This is a genomic window from Leptospira haakeii, assembly GCF_002812045.1.
Classification (GTDB): domain Bacteria; phylum Spirochaetota; class Leptospiria; order Leptospirales; family Leptospiraceae; genus Leptospira_B; species Leptospira_B haakeii.
The window spans coordinates 94790-110405 of record NZ_NPEG01000004.1 but is presented as its reverse complement, the minus strand read 5'-3'; the positions used below and the strand labels follow the sequence as shown (position 1 = coordinate 110405).

The window sequence follows — 15616 nt, the reverse complement described above, 5'->3', positions numbered from 1 at the left end:
TCAAAAGTAGACAAAGAGACGTTTAATTTCTACCTTTTCTACTCTTTCCTTATAAAAAAGAAACAAATCTCTTATCTGATAATCCTTTCTATTTAGTTTCCAAGCTCTTTAGAACGTTCCGTTGCTCTTTTCACTGCGGAGATAATAGCAAACGGGAACTTATTCTTCTCCAACTCTTCTAAACCTGCAATGGTTGTTCCGCCTGGAGAAGTTACTTTGTTTTTCAAAACTTCCGGATGAGTATCAGGATTCTTTTCCAATTCTTTTGCAAGTAATTCAGCGCCACCTATCACGGTTTGTATGGAGAGTTCCAATGCTTGAGAGTATGTCAAACCGGAGGCAACTCCACCTTCTGCCAAACTTTGTATAAACCTAAGTACATAGGCAGGGCCGGAACCGGAGAGTCCCGTCACAGCATCTAACAGTTCTTCTTTGGAAAGTTCCAAACAATAAGAGATGGGTGAGAATATTTCTTTCAGACTTTCGTATAGTTCCTTATCCCCATAATATCCTAACGCGCCCTTTCCTACCATAATAGGGAGATTTGGCATTATACGGACCACCTTGGATCCGGCAGGAGCAGAAGAAGAAAGTACCTTTGTATCAATGCCCGCTGCAACGGATAGAATTGCCTTAGGAGCCTCTAAGGACCTAAGAGTTTTAGAAACCTCTGCGGGTTTTACCGCTACTATAATTAGGTCTGCTTTCTTTTGGAAGGAGGACCAATCCGATTCCAAAACCATTCCTTCCGCTTTTTTAGGATCTAGATACGGATCGAAACCGATCACATCAATTTTTCTAGATAGGAGAGAACGGAATATCGCTCCTCCCATATTCCCGCAGCCTATGATACCAATCTTATTATATTTCATGTTCTTTCTCCGAATATTGCGGTCCCGATCCTAAGATAATCGCTACCTTCTTCCAATGCAATCCTGTAATCGCCCGACATTCCCATAGATAGTTTACCTTGGGGCAAAAATTCTTTTCGTATATTAGCGATCTCTCTGAACACTTTTCGTGTTTCTTCAGAATCTCCTGAACTTGGGCCCATGGTCATAAATCCTTCTAACACACAAAACTCTGAGCTGAGAGTTTCTTTTTTGCGGAGAAGTTCCAAAACTTCTTCTTTTGAGAATCCTGATTTTGAATCTTCTTCCGTTAGATTGACTTGTAGGAAGTAACGTATCTTCCAGCGGTCCTGGTCCATTCTCCTTCTCAATTCTTCTAGGATCTTTTCGGAACCTACTCCATGCACGAATGAATATAGCCCTGCATACTTTCGGATATGGGAAGATTGAACCGGGCCTATATGATGTAGTATAAAATCTTTTTCCGGTTTTCCCAAGTCGGAAAATTTTTCTATCCCTTCTTGGACTCTATTTTCTCCGAAATGGATCACTCCTCCGGAGATCGCTTCTTGTACTTTTTCTTTTGGTTGGAATTTGGAAACAGAAATGAGCGTAGGAGCTCCTATAGGTTTCAGGGACTCCAATTCTTGTACTATAGATCTATAATTTTCAGCAACACCCACGCCTAATCGGCCTTGGACTTTTTTTTCAGACCGGAGACTTCTTGTTCTAGGATTTCCACACGTTTACGTAAGGAGACCTTGCTCTTCTTCTTAGGAGATCCGTTTTTCATTCCTAATTTTCTTTCTAAACGCCCCACTCTTTTTTCCAAAGAACTGATCTTAGCATTTACGGAAGAATGAGCCACTCTTCTTTTCTTATACTTCTTAGAATGACGTTTTTCTTTTTTAAGTTTAGGACCGTCGTCGTATTCTACTAAACTTTCGTCCCTTTGTTTTGTTCTAGGACGCTCCATTTCCTCTCTTTTAGGAAGATCGGAAGTTTCAGTAACCTTTGTCTCAGGCTTTTCGGAAGTTTTTGTGGAGAGACTATCCTTCTTCTCCTTTCCTAAACCAGGAACCTCATAGTCTTTTGGCAAAGGTTGGGAAGAAGGTTCAGTAACCGAATCCTTAGGTTTGGAAAAATCTGAGTCAAAGTTTTGGTTCGGAGAAGATAGATCTTTTCCGTCAGGTACTTCTTCCGGAGTAAGGATGGTCCTCTCCGGTTGGGACTTCTCCTCTACTTGGACATTTTTGTCCTTATACCAAGCGGAGATACGATCCCTTTCCACATATAAATAAAATGCAAGAGATCCAAGTAGCAGGATTAGAAGTCCGCTCAGTAGGATTTTGAGAATATCCCGGTTCATAAAATACCTTTTAGAATTATCGGCGCAGAAAACCAGAGAATTCGGCAAAAAACCCGGCTTCTTATTGGGAGATCCACAAAATCTACCGAAAGATCTAGAGTGATCCGGTCCCTTCTATTCTGCTTTTGCCTAAGTTTATGGATCCTTCCTAAACCGACCTGGGCACCTCCGGTCAAAAGAGACCAAGACGAGGCGAGCAGAGTACTTCAATTAGAAAAAGTACTAGTCGATTGGAAGCATTACAATCTTTTTCTAGTAGATTCGTTCGAAGGAGAAAGACCTTGGGAAATTTATAGAGGAGTTTCCTTCTTAAACAGGATAGACTATGTTTCCCAAGTCCCGGACTCCCAAGCATTCGTTAAAGAAAGAGAATTATACAAAACCTCTCCCAAAGAAGAATACAGATCCATGATGGTCCAAACATTCTTCGAAAATCCTAAACATGAACATTTGGAGATCAGACCTAAGGAACCGATCCGACTACCGATTGGAATTCCAATGCGTGTATTTTTCTGGGCTTATTCCAATAATCATAATGTTGTCCTGGAGTTGGTATTCCATCAGAAAAAATCCAAAGAGATCGTTTTAGAATTGGGAGATCTGAAGTTCGATGGTTGGAAAAGGATAGAGACTCAAATTGCAGTCCCTGCAAAAAATATCAGGTTAAACCAATCTCTTCGTTTTCCTTTGGAACTGGTTTCTATTCGGATCAAACCGAACCCTTTCCAACCCAAAGGTGAATTTTATTTTTATATGGATCGTTTAGGGATACTCATAGATAGCAGAGAAGAATCTTATCCTGGTGCAGATGTCAAAGACAATTGGGGTACTGCTCTGTAAGGAATTCCTTTAGCTCTCCCGGTTTTTTAGGATTAAACTTAAAAGCATTCCAATTCATATAACCCGCAACTTCCACATTTGTTGGATTATCATCTACAAACACATAATCTTTTCCAGGGAAATCAGTCTCTATCCATTGGTAATATTCTTGAGCAGGTTTTCTTACACCCATCTCGCAGGAAAAATACAAAGCATCCAAAGAATGTAATAACTCACCTATCTCTGGGAATTTCAGGATCTCTTTGTACCAAATTGAATAATTACTGGCAAGGATCACGGAAAATCCTTTGGACTTCAGGCTTTTTACTATTTCCAAAGTTTCAGAAATCGGATTGATCTTGGAAAACATCTTCTCCTTTAAATCCTTGGGATGAGGAAGTCCCTTGTCCTTATGAGAATCCAAATAAAATCTCTGGAAAAAATCCTCTTCTTCGATTCTTCCCATTTCAAAATCTAAGAAGGCTTGCTTTTCCCGACCGTTCTTAAAATCTTCCCAATGTTCTCTGGGTAAAAGTTCTTTTAAGGCCAAATGGAATGGGTCCTGGATTAGGGTATCCATTAGGTCGAATACAAAAAGAGGAGATCTCATACCACTATGCTAATAACGTATCAGATTTTGACGATCCTTCTTTGGCCCTGGATTTTCGTTTTCTCACTTTTGATCCCGAGCGCAAAAAATTTTCTTAAAAGCAGAAAAGAAGATAAAAGAAGAATACTCTCCTACCCTTTTGCACCCAAAGCGCAAAAAGTAGTTTGGTTACACGCGGCATCCGTTGGAGAACTGGACCAATGTAAGGCCCTTGCTCTAGTATATAAGAAGAAGGAGCCGGAAACTTTTATTCTACAAAGTGTATTCTCAGATTCAGTCAGAGATTCTAGTCTGGAAGCATTCCCGGCAGATCTGAAATTTCGTCTTCCCTTGGATTTTCCTTGGAGTTATGATTTTATCTTAGATAAATTCTCTCCTCAAGTTTTAGTATGTATGGCCTGGGATCGTTGGCCCAATTTACTTCAGGCTGCTAAAAGAAGAAGGATCCAAACCGTCCTTGCTTCCGCAGTTATCACTCCCCCGAAAGGATTTCTAAAGAGAAAGTTCTACAAGGCAGCATTTTCCTTATTCGATAAAATCCTAACCTCTCATTCTTCCGGAGAAGAAAAGTTCAAAGAATTACTAGGAGAGAAAAAACATATTAAAACACTTGGAGATTCCAGATTCGATTCTGTGATCCAAAAAATAGAAACAAGCCAAAGAGAATTTAAAAGGCCAAAAAATTATCCTTTCTCTCAAGTGTTTCTACTCGCTTCTACTTACGAGCCTTGCGAAAAATTACTTCTTCCACTTCTGAAAGAACCTGCTCTCAAAAATACTTCCTTCTGGATCTTTCCACATAAAACGGATCCATCGAGGATTACTCAGTTGGAATCCGAGATCAAATCATTCACTTCCGACTATACTCTATATTCTAGAACTGAATTTGATTCTATTTCCTCTAGAGTGATCTTATTCGATGTGCTTGGGATTTTGGCACATGCATATAGAGCCGCAGACTTTGCATACATAGGCGGAGCCTTACATAATAGAGTGCATAATGTTTTAGAGCCCGCATACTTCGGACTTCCACTTTTAAGCGGTCCGAGGATAACTCATGCACCTGAAGCAATAGAACTGAATCATAGAGGTGGATTATTCATCATCCGTACGAAGGAAGAAGTTTTAGAAATACTGCAATTAAACTCTGAAAGAAAAGAGGCTATTCGTTTCTCCAATCGCCAGTTTGTGGAAACAGGTAGAGGAGCGGCAGAAAGGATTTACTCGGAGATAAGAACCTAGGTTCACACAAAGGCACGAAGAGCACAAAGGGATTTAGGAGTCCTAAACAAAAAATCCTTTCCTCCCACTGATAATGGAGGATACTAGGAAGGAAATGTCCTTCTACCGTTGTACAGCAGTAAGTTTAAAAACGACCGCCCTGGATTTTAAGGGAAATCGAGAGAAGATTCTAACAGCCATTCAGGCCAATGAAAATTCTTCTCTGATCCTTTTTCCGGAACTTTGTATTTCAGGATATGGTTGCGAGGACACTTTTTATTTTCCTTGGGTTTGGGAACAATCTTGGAAAAGCCTTCTTGAGATCGCAAAAGTAACTTCCGGTAAAACAGTCATCGTAGGACTTCCATTTTTCCAAAGTCCCTATCTATTCAATGTGACCGCAGTTTTGCAAAATGGCAAAATACTTGGACTCGTTCCTAAACAAAACCTGGCACAAACAGGTGTACATTATGAAAACAGATGGTTCACCAAAGGAGAAGAATCCAGAAATTATGCGATCACTCCCGACGGATCGGAACTTCCTTTTGGTTCCCTACTTTTTGAAAGTGCTGATTTCAATTTCGGAATCGAGATTTGTGAAGACTCTTGGGTCCAAACTAGACCTGGGCAATACCTGGTAGAAGCAGGAGCGGATCTAATCCTATCTCCTGGAGCTTCTCATTTCGCTTTGGGAAAACAAGAGATCCGTAAAAAAATGTTCTCTGAGTCTTCTCGTAATTCTTCCACTGCAATTCTTTATGCAAATTTAAATGGGAATGAATCAGGCCGTTTGATCTTCGAGGGCGGATGTATGGGCATCCTGGACGGAAACGTAAAACAAGAAGGCCCAAAACTTCATTTTACGGATTTTGAAAGTACCCATTTGGACCTGGATTCGACCGAACTTAGATCCAATCGTGCAAGAAACTTCAGATCTTCCGGCACAAGAGAATTTAGATCCAGAGGGAAAGGTCTGCAAAGAATAGAAATACTTCCTCTTAAAACCCAAAAGGATTTTAATAATTCCGTTCAAGTTTCCAAATCGGATCTATTCCAAGATTTCACAAGGGCAACATCTCTCGGCCTATTCGATTATCTGATTAAATCCAAAACAAAAGGTTATACATTATCTCTTTCAGGCGGAGCAGATAGTGCCGCATGTGCACTTCTTATAAAAGCAGGAATTCTATTCTCTGAGAAAGAATTAGGACCTAAATATTTGGAATCCTTAGGATTAGATCCTAAAAATCTATTATTCACACTTTTCCAAGGAACTGAAAATAATTCAGAACAAACCAAAAATTCTGCAAAACAACTTTCGGAAGAATTAGGTTTTACTCATTCAGAAATTACAATGGATTCTGAAGTGAAATCCATGCTGGAAAAAATTTCTGCAGTGAAAGGACTCGTTCCAAACTGGAAGGATCATAATCTTGCACTCCAAAATATACAAGCAAGAGTAAGGTCCCCTCTTATCTGGTTACTTGCAAACTTGAACGGACATCTTCTTCTTTCTACAGGAAACAGAAGTGAGGCAAGTGTAGGATATACTACAATGGACGGAGACTCTTCCGGTTCCGTTGCCCCACTTACAGGTGTGAGTAAAGAATTTGTACTTTCTTGGTTAAAGAATGTGTTTGAAGGAAAAGATATCATTCTTCCTAAGATAAATGCACTCGAAGGTATTTTGAATTCGAAACCTACTGCGGAATTAAAACCGCTTTCTGAAAAACAAGAAGATGAGAAGGATCTAATGCCTTATCCTCTTCTCCAAAAATTAGAAAGGAATTTTGTATTCTTAGGAAAATCTCCTGACAATCTTTTAGAGTCTCAGGAATGGTCCGATACAAAAGAGGCAGAAGAAGGCAAAAAGAAATTTTTGAAATTATTTTCTGCAAGCCAATGGAAAAGAGAAAGGCTCCCACCTTCTTTCCATTTGGATGAATACGGTTTGGATCCTAAATCCAGTTTCCGTTTTCCTATCTTAAGCGAGATCTCTTTTTAAAGGCCCGCTTGTTCGTAAGCCCTTTGTTTATCCTTCTGTACTTGTTCCAATTGTTGGATCATAGTTTGCTGGATAGTCTCTAACTTCTTCTCTTGTTCAGGGTCTCCTGACCCTTTTTGAAGATCCACCAAGTATTTTACGATCTCCAATCTGTCCTTGGATTGTTTTTCCATATAATCGTAATAAGTTACTGTTTGGTCCTTAGAAGCGGTACGACTTAAAACTGCACGAGTAGCTTCGGATACTCTTTGTTCGAAAACTTTTCTTTGTTCTTTTTCCGCTGGAGTCATGCGGCTAGGAAGAAGTGAGTTATTTGGAAACTTCTCCTTAAGTTGCGCGAACCTTTCCATCTCTTCGTTCGTGTATGGTTTTCCAGTCTGAGGATTTACTGGGTTATTCGAATCTGAAACAGGTGCTCCCGGTTTATTTTCCGAAGAAGGTTCCCCCGCTTCCGGTTCACGATATTCTGCTTTTCCGGCTTTATAAAAATCGGAGTTGGAATCGAATAAAGATGGATCCGCACCTGTTTTTCCATAACCGGAACGTCCCGAAGTGGATCCCGATCCCCCACCGAAAATACTCGCGAGTGCTTCGGCCTCACTTTGTTTATTTTTGGTGTCAGATCCATCATCGTCGGTCCAAAATGAGACCACCAATAATAAGATGAAGAATACTATAAAAACGACTGAAATTAATAATGTTCGAACTCTAGTCACGATGAGGAAGCCCCATTTTTTTTTAGTTGTAAGACCACTCCAAGGTCGAATTCTATCCTTGTGGGTTGTAAATTTAGAATCCAACAGAGCCTAAAGACAGGCAACCTAAAAACCCCTGCCGTTCAGGCGGTTTTATTCTCGTTTTTTTTATTTTTCGCCTCATGCGGAACGAATACTGAGGTGACACAATCGCCTTTTGTTTTCCTAACTCCAGTGGGAGTTCCTCAAATTTTTTCCATCACTGCTAAGTACGATAATCTGGGTACCCATAGGCCCGAGTACGATCTGAAGTATTATATCACGAATATGGAACCTCAGTTTGTAGGTTATAATCTTTATATTACTTTTGCCATTCCTTCTGCGGGAGAAACTCTCAGTAACGCAAATTTGTATTTAGAAAACGGGGTCCAACCTTCTTTTCCTCAATTGGCAATCCAAGCTTCTACTTCTAATGTAGTAACTCAGACCATAGAAAATTACCAACCGTTCTCTCCTGTGCAGATGTTCCAGAAATGTGAGGTTTATACCTTCACATTGAGAGCATTATTGAATACAGGGATCACTTCTAATATGTCCTCTCCGGTCACTAGATGTAGTTCGATTTATCCGGATCATTGTGGAACCAATACTAGTTGTAATCCTACTGCATGCACTGTGGCGAGTTGTTCTAGTTCTACCCAATCTCTTTGCCCTGTCGGAACCGCTTGTAATCCCTGCACTAAGGGTGTTGCTGCGACAGGTTGCGCCTGCCCTGCGGGACAATCTCCGCCGGGTTGCAATCTATGAGCGAGGCTTCTAACTCTAAGTTTAGCATTCGACCTGGTGTAGCATACGTAGTTGCCACTCCTATAGGAAACTTAGAAGATATCACTTTTAGAGCAGTACAAGTCCTCAAGCAGGTGGATGTAATCTATTGCGAAAATTCTTCTCATAGCAGAAGACTTTTACAGACCTACGAAATTCCTACCCTCGCTCGAACCTTATATAAAGACCAAGGTTCCGAACCTTATAAAGGTATTATAGAAGATCTTAAATCAGGAAAGACATTGGCTCTAGTTTCAGATGCAGGAACTCCGGGAGTCTCAGATCCCGGTTCCCAGCTCGTCCGGATTTTGAGAGAAGAGAACATTCAGATCGTTCCGATCCCTGGAGCAAGTGCGCTTACCTCTATGCTTTCTGTTTCAGGTTGGCAAGTACAACCTTCCCTATTCTTAGGTTTTTTATCCGAGAAGAAGGGCAAAAAAAGAAACCAACTCAAAGAATGGGAAAACTTCGAAGGAGTACTTACCATCTTCGAATCTGTTCATAGAATAAGAGATACACTCTCCGCGATCCGGGAAATTTTTCCAAATTCCCCTATTCTTCTAGGGAGAGAATTGACCAAAATTCATGAGGAAATCCTGAAAATAGAACCTGTTCAGGCCCTCGAATCCCTGAAATTCCCGGAAAAGGGCGAATTTGTAGTATTAATCTATACAAATCCTAAAAAAATGCTTAACGGACGTGTCGGAGATGCCGATACTTTGGAGTGAGAGGGAAAACCCATGACTATCGATAAAATAGGCGGCATTGGCGGAGGATCTTACGAGCCACGTAAGTCGACTCCTGTACGCAAATCTGAATCTAAAGAATCATTCGACAATATTTCTATTTCCGACACTGCTAAACAAAAGGCTTCGGAAGCTCGTATCCAAGCGGAAGTGCAAACGATAGCACAAAAGATCGTAGCAAGTCCAGTGGATTCTGAACGCTCAACCAAGCTGAAAGAAGTTAAGGAAAAACTTAAGAACGGAGATTACGATAATCTCAGCCCTGAGATCTTGAACGCAGTTGCTGATCGTATCGCAGAATCTTTTTTAGGCCGTTAATCCAAACTTAAATCCGGAATTGTTTCCCTTGGATTCCGGATTTTTCATACTTCCTCTCAATTAAAAGGGAGAACGACACACAATGCCGATACTCCCCGACTGGATCAATTTTAGTTTTCCCACCAAAATCCATTTTGAAGTCGATTGCGGCTTTAAAATGGGTAACTTCGTTAAGAACATAGGCAATCGTGCAGTCATTCTTTCCACTCAAAGTGAGTTGGAGAATATGGACGAGTTCTCCATCATCAAAACTTCTTTAGAGAAACATATAGACGGCGTTATTCTCTACGACAATATAGAGAAGGAACCTACATTAAAAGAACTGGATACTGCCGCTTACTTTGCCAGGATCTCAAACGCAAATTGTATCATAGGTTACGGTTCTTACGAAAGTTTAAACACCGCTAAGTTAGTTGCACTTCTCGCAAATAACGATGCTTTCGCAGAAGATGTTTTTATTCTGAAAAAAAATCTTAGGCTTAAAAAACCTGTCCCTCTTATTTTAATCCCCACTCATCCGGTGATGGGATTAGAATGTTCCCCTACCGCCACAGTGTATATGGATGACGATAGGACCGTTCGTTATTTTTCTAACGAGTTTCTTTTCCCGGAAATGGTGATCGCTGACGCTAAGATCAGTAGTTTTATGACTTCTGCGGACGTTGCAAAAGTTGGGGTGGGAATTTTAGCGGCCGCGGTAGATAGTATTCTTTCTAAATATTCAAATGAACTTACAAACTCTTCTTCTTTAAGAGCGATCGAGATCATTTATAAAAACTTGGTACCTGCGATCAGAGATCCCAAGAACCTGCAGTATAAAAACGCGATCTTCGGTGCGAGTTTACTTGTGGGAATGTCCCATTCTTCCAGTTCATTAGGACTTTGTTATGCACTTTCCTTGGCTGCTTCTAACCTGACAAACCTGGATGTTTTCCAAGCAATGTCCATTCTTCTTCCCCATGTGATGGAATACAACCTCACCTCCTCGGCAGGTAAGTATGTGATGATCGCAAAAGCCTTGGACGAGGATATCACCAATATTTCAGTGATCGAGGCTGCCATCAAAGCTGTAGAAGGGATCCGTAAAATTTATATAGAACTAAAGATCCCTCAAAGGCTTTCTGAATATGAGGTTCGTAAGATAGATCTACCAGGGATCGCAAGTCTTGCTTCTTCCTTTCCTTTCTTGGATTCCTTGCCTAGGGAACTTCCTAAAAACGAGATCGAAACCATTTTAGTAGCCGCGTTCTAAGCCGCAAAAAAAGCGGTTTATGTCTTCGAAAAACATTTGAAAGGCCTGGTTAGGGTCCGAGAATGGAGACTCATGAGCGAAGAATCCATAGACACGATTATCGGGGAAGACATCCAATTCCGAGGCAAACTACGTTTCAATAACGCACTGAAGATCAAGGGCCAATTCAAGGGTACCATTGAGACCACAGGCTCTTTGATTGTGGGAGAAACCGGAAGAGTCGAGGCCGATATCGAAACAGGAACCCTGGAAATCGAGGGAGATCTAAAAGGAAATATCAGCGCTGCATCTAAAGTTTCCGTCCGCAAGACAGGCAAATTAGTAGGAGATGTTCGCACCCCGGATCTTGAAATAGAATCAGGGGCAAAATTCAGCGGGAATTGCATAATGTAATTATGCCCCAGCATGGACCGGATTTTTATAACCTACCAAATTCTTCCATCCAAGGCCTAACCCCCCTCCAGTCCCATGTGTTCGGGACAAAATTCGGAGGGGTTTCTGATCCTTCTAAGATCCTTACCCAAAATATTTCAGATCTTCCTTCTCCGTTTTTATTACCGGATATGGATGAATCTATTCGCATTCTTCAAACTGCAGTTAAAGAAAGTAAATCCATTTTACTCTATGGAGATAGGGATAGCGACGGTGTTTGTTCCACAAGCCTACTCGCCAATTTTTTAAGAGGCATACATCCGGGAAAGCTCACTGTCAAAACTTCCAGCGAAGAAGATTACGGGCTTTGTGAACCTGCGATGAAATATGTGAGAGAGGTCAAACCTGATCTACTCGTAACACTTGATTTTGGAACAAGCAATAGTTCAGAAATAGAAGAATTGAATGGAGAAGGAATGCAGGTAATTGTCCTGGACCATCACGAGATCCCGGAAAGGATACCTTCTTCTTGTAAACTTATCTCTCCTAAAAGAGGAGATTCCCTTTACCCTACGGAAAAAATTTGCACTTCCGTAATTTCCTGGAAACTGATCACTGCATGGCTTTATTCTACATTAGAAAATTATAATTCCTTGGTTTGGATTCCTGATGGAGAAACATTTTTTAGCGGATCTCTCGTAAAAAACGGGATCAAACTTTTCCAAGGGGATAAGTCGGAAGCAGAAAAACGTTTTTCCGGGAGTTTTATAGACTGGCCTAACACTTCCAAAACTCAGTATCCGGAAAGGGAAGTTTTTTATTCTCAAATTTCTTCTTCTCCCGCGATCTGGGAACAGGTTTTGAAAAATCTGGATCTTGCTTCTATCGGGACGATCACGGACATGATGCCTCTTGTTGGTGAAAATAGAATCATAGTAAAAGAAGGTTGTTATACTCTACAGAAGATCAAAACGGGAGAATTTTCACATCGTCCCGGTTTGGAAAAACTTTTCTCTCAATTGGATCTAGATAAGAAGAAGGTACTCTCCAGAGATTTGGGATGGAGCATCGGTCCTGCATTGAACGCTGCAGGTAGAATGCAAAAAACGGAAGCAGCACTTGGGCTTCTTCTTTCCAACTCGGATAAGGAAGCGGAATCCTTGGCAACGGACCTTCTCAAATTAAACGAAGAAAGAAGAGAAAGGACCAAAAGAAATTTATTCAGGGTAGAAGGTTTTCTAAAAAGAAAAAGAGAAAGAACAGAAAGGCCCATTCTTTTCTGTTATGAACCTGATTTTGAACCTGGAGTTTCCGGAATCGTAGCCACAAGACTTGTAGAACAATACAAAAGACCTGTTGTATTCATTGCACCCGACCATGGACATGCAAAAGGAAGTGTAAGAGCATACGGACGTGAGAATGTTCTAAATCTTCTGAAAAAAGCAGAGAATGTCTTTCACCAATTCGGGGGCCATAAAGAAGCCGGAGGATTTTCTCTTTCCATAGATCAAATCCCGAAACTTGCAGAAATTCTTTTCCAGGAAGCGGGAAGTTGGTTGGAATCGGAAAATATTACCGGCGTTCATGAAGAGACCAAAAGTTTAGTGAGTCTGAGACCCCAAGAATTAAGAGAAAATTTATATACCGAGCTTGGGCTATTCGAACCTTTCGGAATGGAAAACCCTGCTCCATTACTTTCTATAAAAGGTGCAAAAATACTTTCTTATCGTCCTTTATCAGAAGGTAAACATGCAAGGTTCAAAATTTTAGCATCTTCCGAATCCATACAATGTATTATTTGGAATAAAGCGGAAGAGTTCTCTCAAGTATTAAGAGAAAAAGGTGAATTAGATCTTTGGGGTAGTTTGGAAGAGAACACTTTCAGAGGAAAGACCAACCTTCAGTTCGTGGTCCAATCCTTCGAGTAGATCAATCCGATTCGGTTTCAGAATTTTCGGAATTTGATTCGGGCTGTTGTTTAGACTGTTCCCCGTTTTGGCGACCGCCCTTTCTATTACGATCTTTAAATCTACCGCCGCCGCTTTCTCTTTCTTTACGGTTTCGGTTTGGACGTCCGCTTTGCTGTCCACCTTCCCTTCTTCCGCCGCCGCCACCGATACTATTCGGCAGGACCGGTCTTTTACGAAGAGAGATTTCCCAGAAGAATGCAGACTGTAGGGCCTTGTCATTATTGTCCGCGATCGCATTGATCTTATAAACGTAAAACGCGTCGTAGAAGAAATCTTTCTTACGGAAGAAATTATTCTGAGTGGCTTTATCGTCTTCGATATGAGTAAATCTTTCCTGAGAAGCAAATACCTTGATCAGTCTTTCCTTATCTTTTTTAGGAGTTCCTAATCTCTGGAAAATCGGCTCCAAAGCTAGTTTTAAAGAAGCAACTAAATGCCCCCCACTCTTCTTAGTTAAAGAATCTTCCGCAAGGTCGGAGAATAAAAGTGCATAAAATATTTGAGGAGTAAGCTCCTCTCTTTCGGAAAGAAGTTTATCCGCGATAGCCAAACGTTTTCCGATTCTAGTCTCCAGGAACTTGTCCCCGAAGTCCGGATTTTTTTTGCGTTCTCTTTCGAATGCTTCTTTGAGAAGAACTTCTAAAAGAGAATTTTGGGCCATCCCCTGGAAAATAAGAGAAGTTCTCCAGGTGCGGAAAATTTTATTATATTCTTCCAGCATACGGGAAGAAGAAGCCTTTTCCAACTCGTGAACATTCTTCTTAATAGATTTGGAAGTTCCCTTATCTATTTTAAGACCTAGAAGTACCGCAAACTTTACCGCGCGCAACATTCTAACCGGATCTTCTCTAAAAGAAATATCCGGATTTCCGATCACTCTGAGTTGTCTGCTTTGGATATCCTCATATCCGCCTACATAATCCACGATGGAATCATTACGGATATCATAGTATAACGCGTTGATTGTGAAGTCTCTTCTGGCGGCGTCTTCTTGAGGAGTACCGAATTTGTTGTCGCGTTTGATCAGATAATCCTGATCTTCTACATGTTTTTCGAAACGATGCTCGGGAAGAGATCGAAAAGTACTTACCTCGATCACCTTTCCCTTGAAGAGAATATGAACGATCTTAAATCTACGACCGATGATACGACAGTTATTAAAGATTTTTTTAATTTGATTCGGAGTCGCGTTGGTGACCACGTCGAAATCTTTCGGCTTGCGTCCCAAAAGAAGATCACGAACTCCCCCACCCACGATATAGGCCTTGTATCCAAATTTGTGGAGACGGTGGATGATTTTTACCGCATCTTCGTCGATCATGGTCTTACGGACCGGATGCGAATCTCGATAGAACCTCCGTCCCTCCGGATAAATAAGAATGTCGTCGACGGATCCTATTTTTTTCTTGAAGAGATTGGACAGAAATTTCATATGATGGGATAGTTAAGTCCTATAATCCCTGTCGGACCCCTACCTGCAAGTAAAAATCTATGAACAACGAGGCAAAGTTCGAAGACCGCCCCAGAGCCGCAGAAAGGCTGAAGATCAAGTATCTTCGCCTTCGTTCTTCTTGGCTAAAAATCAAAGAAAAAGGCTCACGCAAAATTTCTTTCCTACTCGTACCTCATGATCACGAAGCTGTACTGAACGTAGAGCTAAGTGTTTTTATGGCCGCGTTTTTAGGAGTGCTTTCTGTCCTACTTTTTCTGTTAGCGAGTGCATTCGTGGTCTATATGAACTTCTTTTTTGTACCAAATAGGGAGTTGATCAGAGAGACTGACAATAATGTTGGGTTATTTCTTTATTATAACTCTCTTCTCAAAGACGCTAAGAAAGAAATTTCCGGATTAGAAAAAAAGACAGAACAGCTAAACCTAGTCGCTTGGGAAGAAGTTCCCTGGAAAAGAATTCTCACATTTGATTATGTACCTGAGTTTAGCTTAAAGAAAAACGTTCCGGAATCTTCGACTAACATGGATCTATATTCAGATACTGTCGAAGGTTTCGCAGAAAGAAATATTGAATTATACAAGATCAAACATGCATTCCAAAATGCATTCGATTACTTGGAAGAAAGAGAATCTATTTTATACGCGATGCCTAGAGGCCGTCCTTTAAAACCTGGAGTAGGATTTGTGACTTCTACTTTTGGAGGAAGGGTGGATCCATTCGGTCTAGTAGAGATGGGAGAATTCCACTCTGGTATTGACTTTGCTGCGGGCGAAGGAATTCCTATCTACGCAACAGCTCCAGGTATAATAGAAGATAATGGACAGTCTGCCGGTGGGCTCGGAAAAAGTATCCGTATCAATCATTTGAACGGATTTTATACTGTGTATGGGCATTGCTCCGTGGTCTTCGTAGAAAAAGGACAGTTAGTCACAAGAGGCCAACATATAGGCAATGTAGGGTCCACAGGAAAGGCCACAGGCCCCCACGTTCATTATGAGGTCCATATAGGTTATGATCCACCTATGGATCCGGCAGAATTCGTAAATATGGAATAATTTTTAATCTCTCCGAAACTTTCCCGATTCGGGGAACGAATATAAGGGAAAAAAG

General features: G+C 41.0%; 16 protein-coding genes. 10 read left to right on the top strand and 6 right to left on the bottom strand.

What is annotated here, in order from left to right:
• Positions 1-92: 92 nt before the first annotated feature.
• Genes proC through CH377_RS09385 form a run of 3 tightly spaced genes read right to left on the bottom strand, consistent with a single transcriptional unit; the run spans position 93 to position 2220 of the window.
• Complete coding sequence (gene proC / locus CH377_RS09395; RefSeq protein WP_100723555.1) at positions 93-872, bottom strand: pyrroline-5-carboxylate reductase; 780 nt, start codon at positions 870-872, stop codon at positions 93-95.
• Positions 869-1534: a YggS family pyridoxal phosphate-dependent enzyme gene (locus CH377_RS09390; protein ID WP_165780458.1), complete on the bottom strand. Its 666-nt coding sequence runs from the start codon at positions 1532-1534 to the stop codon at positions 869-871. The genes proC and CH377_RS09390 overlap by 4 nt, the downstream gene beginning before the upstream one ends.
• Positions 1535-1536: 2 nt before the next feature.
• Complete coding sequence (locus CH377_RS09385; protein ID WP_243401981.1) at positions 1537-2220, bottom strand: hypothetical protein; 684 nt, start codon at positions 2218-2220, stop codon at positions 1537-1539.
• A gap of 99 nt (positions 2221-2319) precedes the next feature.
• On the opposite strand from CH377_RS09385, the gene CH377_RS09380 reads away from it, so the two are divergent.
• Complete coding sequence (locus CH377_RS09380; RefSeq protein WP_100723553.1) at positions 2320-3060, top strand: flagellar filament outer layer protein FlaA; 741 nt, start codon at positions 2320-2322, stop codon at positions 3058-3060.
• Here CH377_RS09380 and CH377_RS09375 read toward each other — a convergent pair.
• Positions 3032-3649, bottom strand: coding sequence for an HAD family hydrolase (locus tag CH377_RS09375; protein WP_100723552.1), 618 nt, complete (start codon positions 3647-3649; stop codon positions 3032-3034). The genes CH377_RS09380 and CH377_RS09375 overlap by 29 nt on opposite strands.
• A 6-nt stretch (positions 3650-3655) precedes the next feature.
• On the opposite strand from CH377_RS09375, the gene CH377_RS09370 reads away from it, so the two are divergent.
• Together CH377_RS09370 and nadE are read left to right on the top strand one after the other, a co-directional pair.
• Positions 3656-4891, top strand: coding sequence for a 3-deoxy-D-manno-octulosonic acid transferase (locus CH377_RS09370; RefSeq protein WP_100723551.1), 1236 nt, complete (start codon positions 3656-3658; stop codon positions 4889-4891).
• Between the two features lie 94 nt (positions 4892-4985).
• Positions 4986-6875: an NAD(+) synthase gene (gene nadE, locus CH377_RS09365; protein WP_100723654.1), complete on the top strand. Its 1890-nt coding sequence runs from the start codon at positions 4986-4988 to the stop codon at positions 6873-6875.
• Here the strand turns inward: nadE and CH377_RS09360 are convergent.
• On the bottom strand, positions 6872-7591 hold the full coding sequence (locus CH377_RS09360) for an LIC_20245 family lipoprotein (protein ID WP_423789915.1): 720 nt from the start codon (positions 7589-7591) through the stop codon (positions 6872-6874). The two genes, nadE and CH377_RS09360, sit on opposite strands and share 4 nt — an antisense overlap.
• A gap of 78 nt (positions 7592-7669) precedes the next feature.
• Here CH377_RS09360 and CH377_RS09355 point away from each other — a divergent pair, with 78 nt between their 5' ends.
• From CH377_RS09355 to recJ, 6 genes are all read left to right on the top strand, one after another.
• The gene (locus CH377_RS09355) at positions 7670-8377 is read left to right on the top strand and encodes an LIC11073 family putative lipoprotein (RefSeq protein WP_423789917.1); all 708 of its coding nucleotides are present in this window, start codon (positions 7670-7672) and stop codon (positions 8375-8377) included.
• On the top strand, positions 8374-9123 hold the full coding sequence (gene rsmI, locus CH377_RS09350; protein ID WP_100723550.1) for a 16S rRNA (cytidine(1402)-2'-O)-methyltransferase: 750 nt from the start codon (positions 8374-8376) through the stop codon (positions 9121-9123). The genes CH377_RS09355 and rsmI overlap by 4 nt, the downstream gene beginning before the upstream one ends.
• A 12-nt stretch (positions 9124-9135) precedes the next feature.
• Positions 9136-9459, top strand: a complete 324-nt coding sequence (locus CH377_RS09345) for a flagellar biosynthesis anti-sigma factor FlgM (protein ID WP_008592868.1) — start codon at positions 9136-9138, stop codon at positions 9457-9459.
• Between the two features lie 82 nt (positions 9460-9541).
• Positions 9542-10711: an iron-containing alcohol dehydrogenase gene (locus tag CH377_RS09340; RefSeq protein ID WP_100723549.1), complete on the top strand. Its 1170-nt coding sequence runs from the start codon at positions 9542-9544 to the stop codon at positions 10709-10711.
• 72 nt (positions 10712-10783) lie between these two features.
• Positions 10784-11104: a bactofilin family protein gene (locus tag CH377_RS09335; protein ID WP_010515397.1), complete on the top strand. Its 321-nt coding sequence runs from the start codon at positions 10784-10786 to the stop codon at positions 11102-11104.
• 2 nt (positions 11105-11106) lie between these two features.
• Positions 11107-13011: a single-stranded-DNA-specific exonuclease RecJ gene (recJ, locus tag CH377_RS09330; protein ID WP_100723548.1), complete on the top strand. Its 1905-nt coding sequence runs from the start codon at positions 11107-11109 to the stop codon at positions 13009-13011.
• 1 nt (position 13012) lies between these two features.
• Here the strand turns inward: recJ and pcnB are convergent, their stop codons facing one another.
• A complete protein-coding gene (gene pcnB / locus CH377_RS09325; RefSeq protein WP_100723547.1) occupies positions 13013-14485 on the bottom strand; it encodes a polynucleotide adenylyltransferase PcnB in 1473 nt (490 codons plus the stop codon).
• Positions 14486-14544: 59 nt separating this feature from the next.
• Here pcnB and CH377_RS09320 point away from each other — a divergent pair, with 59 nt between their 5' ends.
• Positions 14545-15561 carry a M23 family metallopeptidase gene (locus CH377_RS09320; RefSeq protein WP_100723546.1) on the top strand — a complete coding sequence of 339 codons (1017 nt, stop codon included), beginning with the start codon at positions 14545-14547 and terminating at the stop codon, positions 15559-15561.
• Positions 15562-15616: the final 55 nt, after the last annotated feature.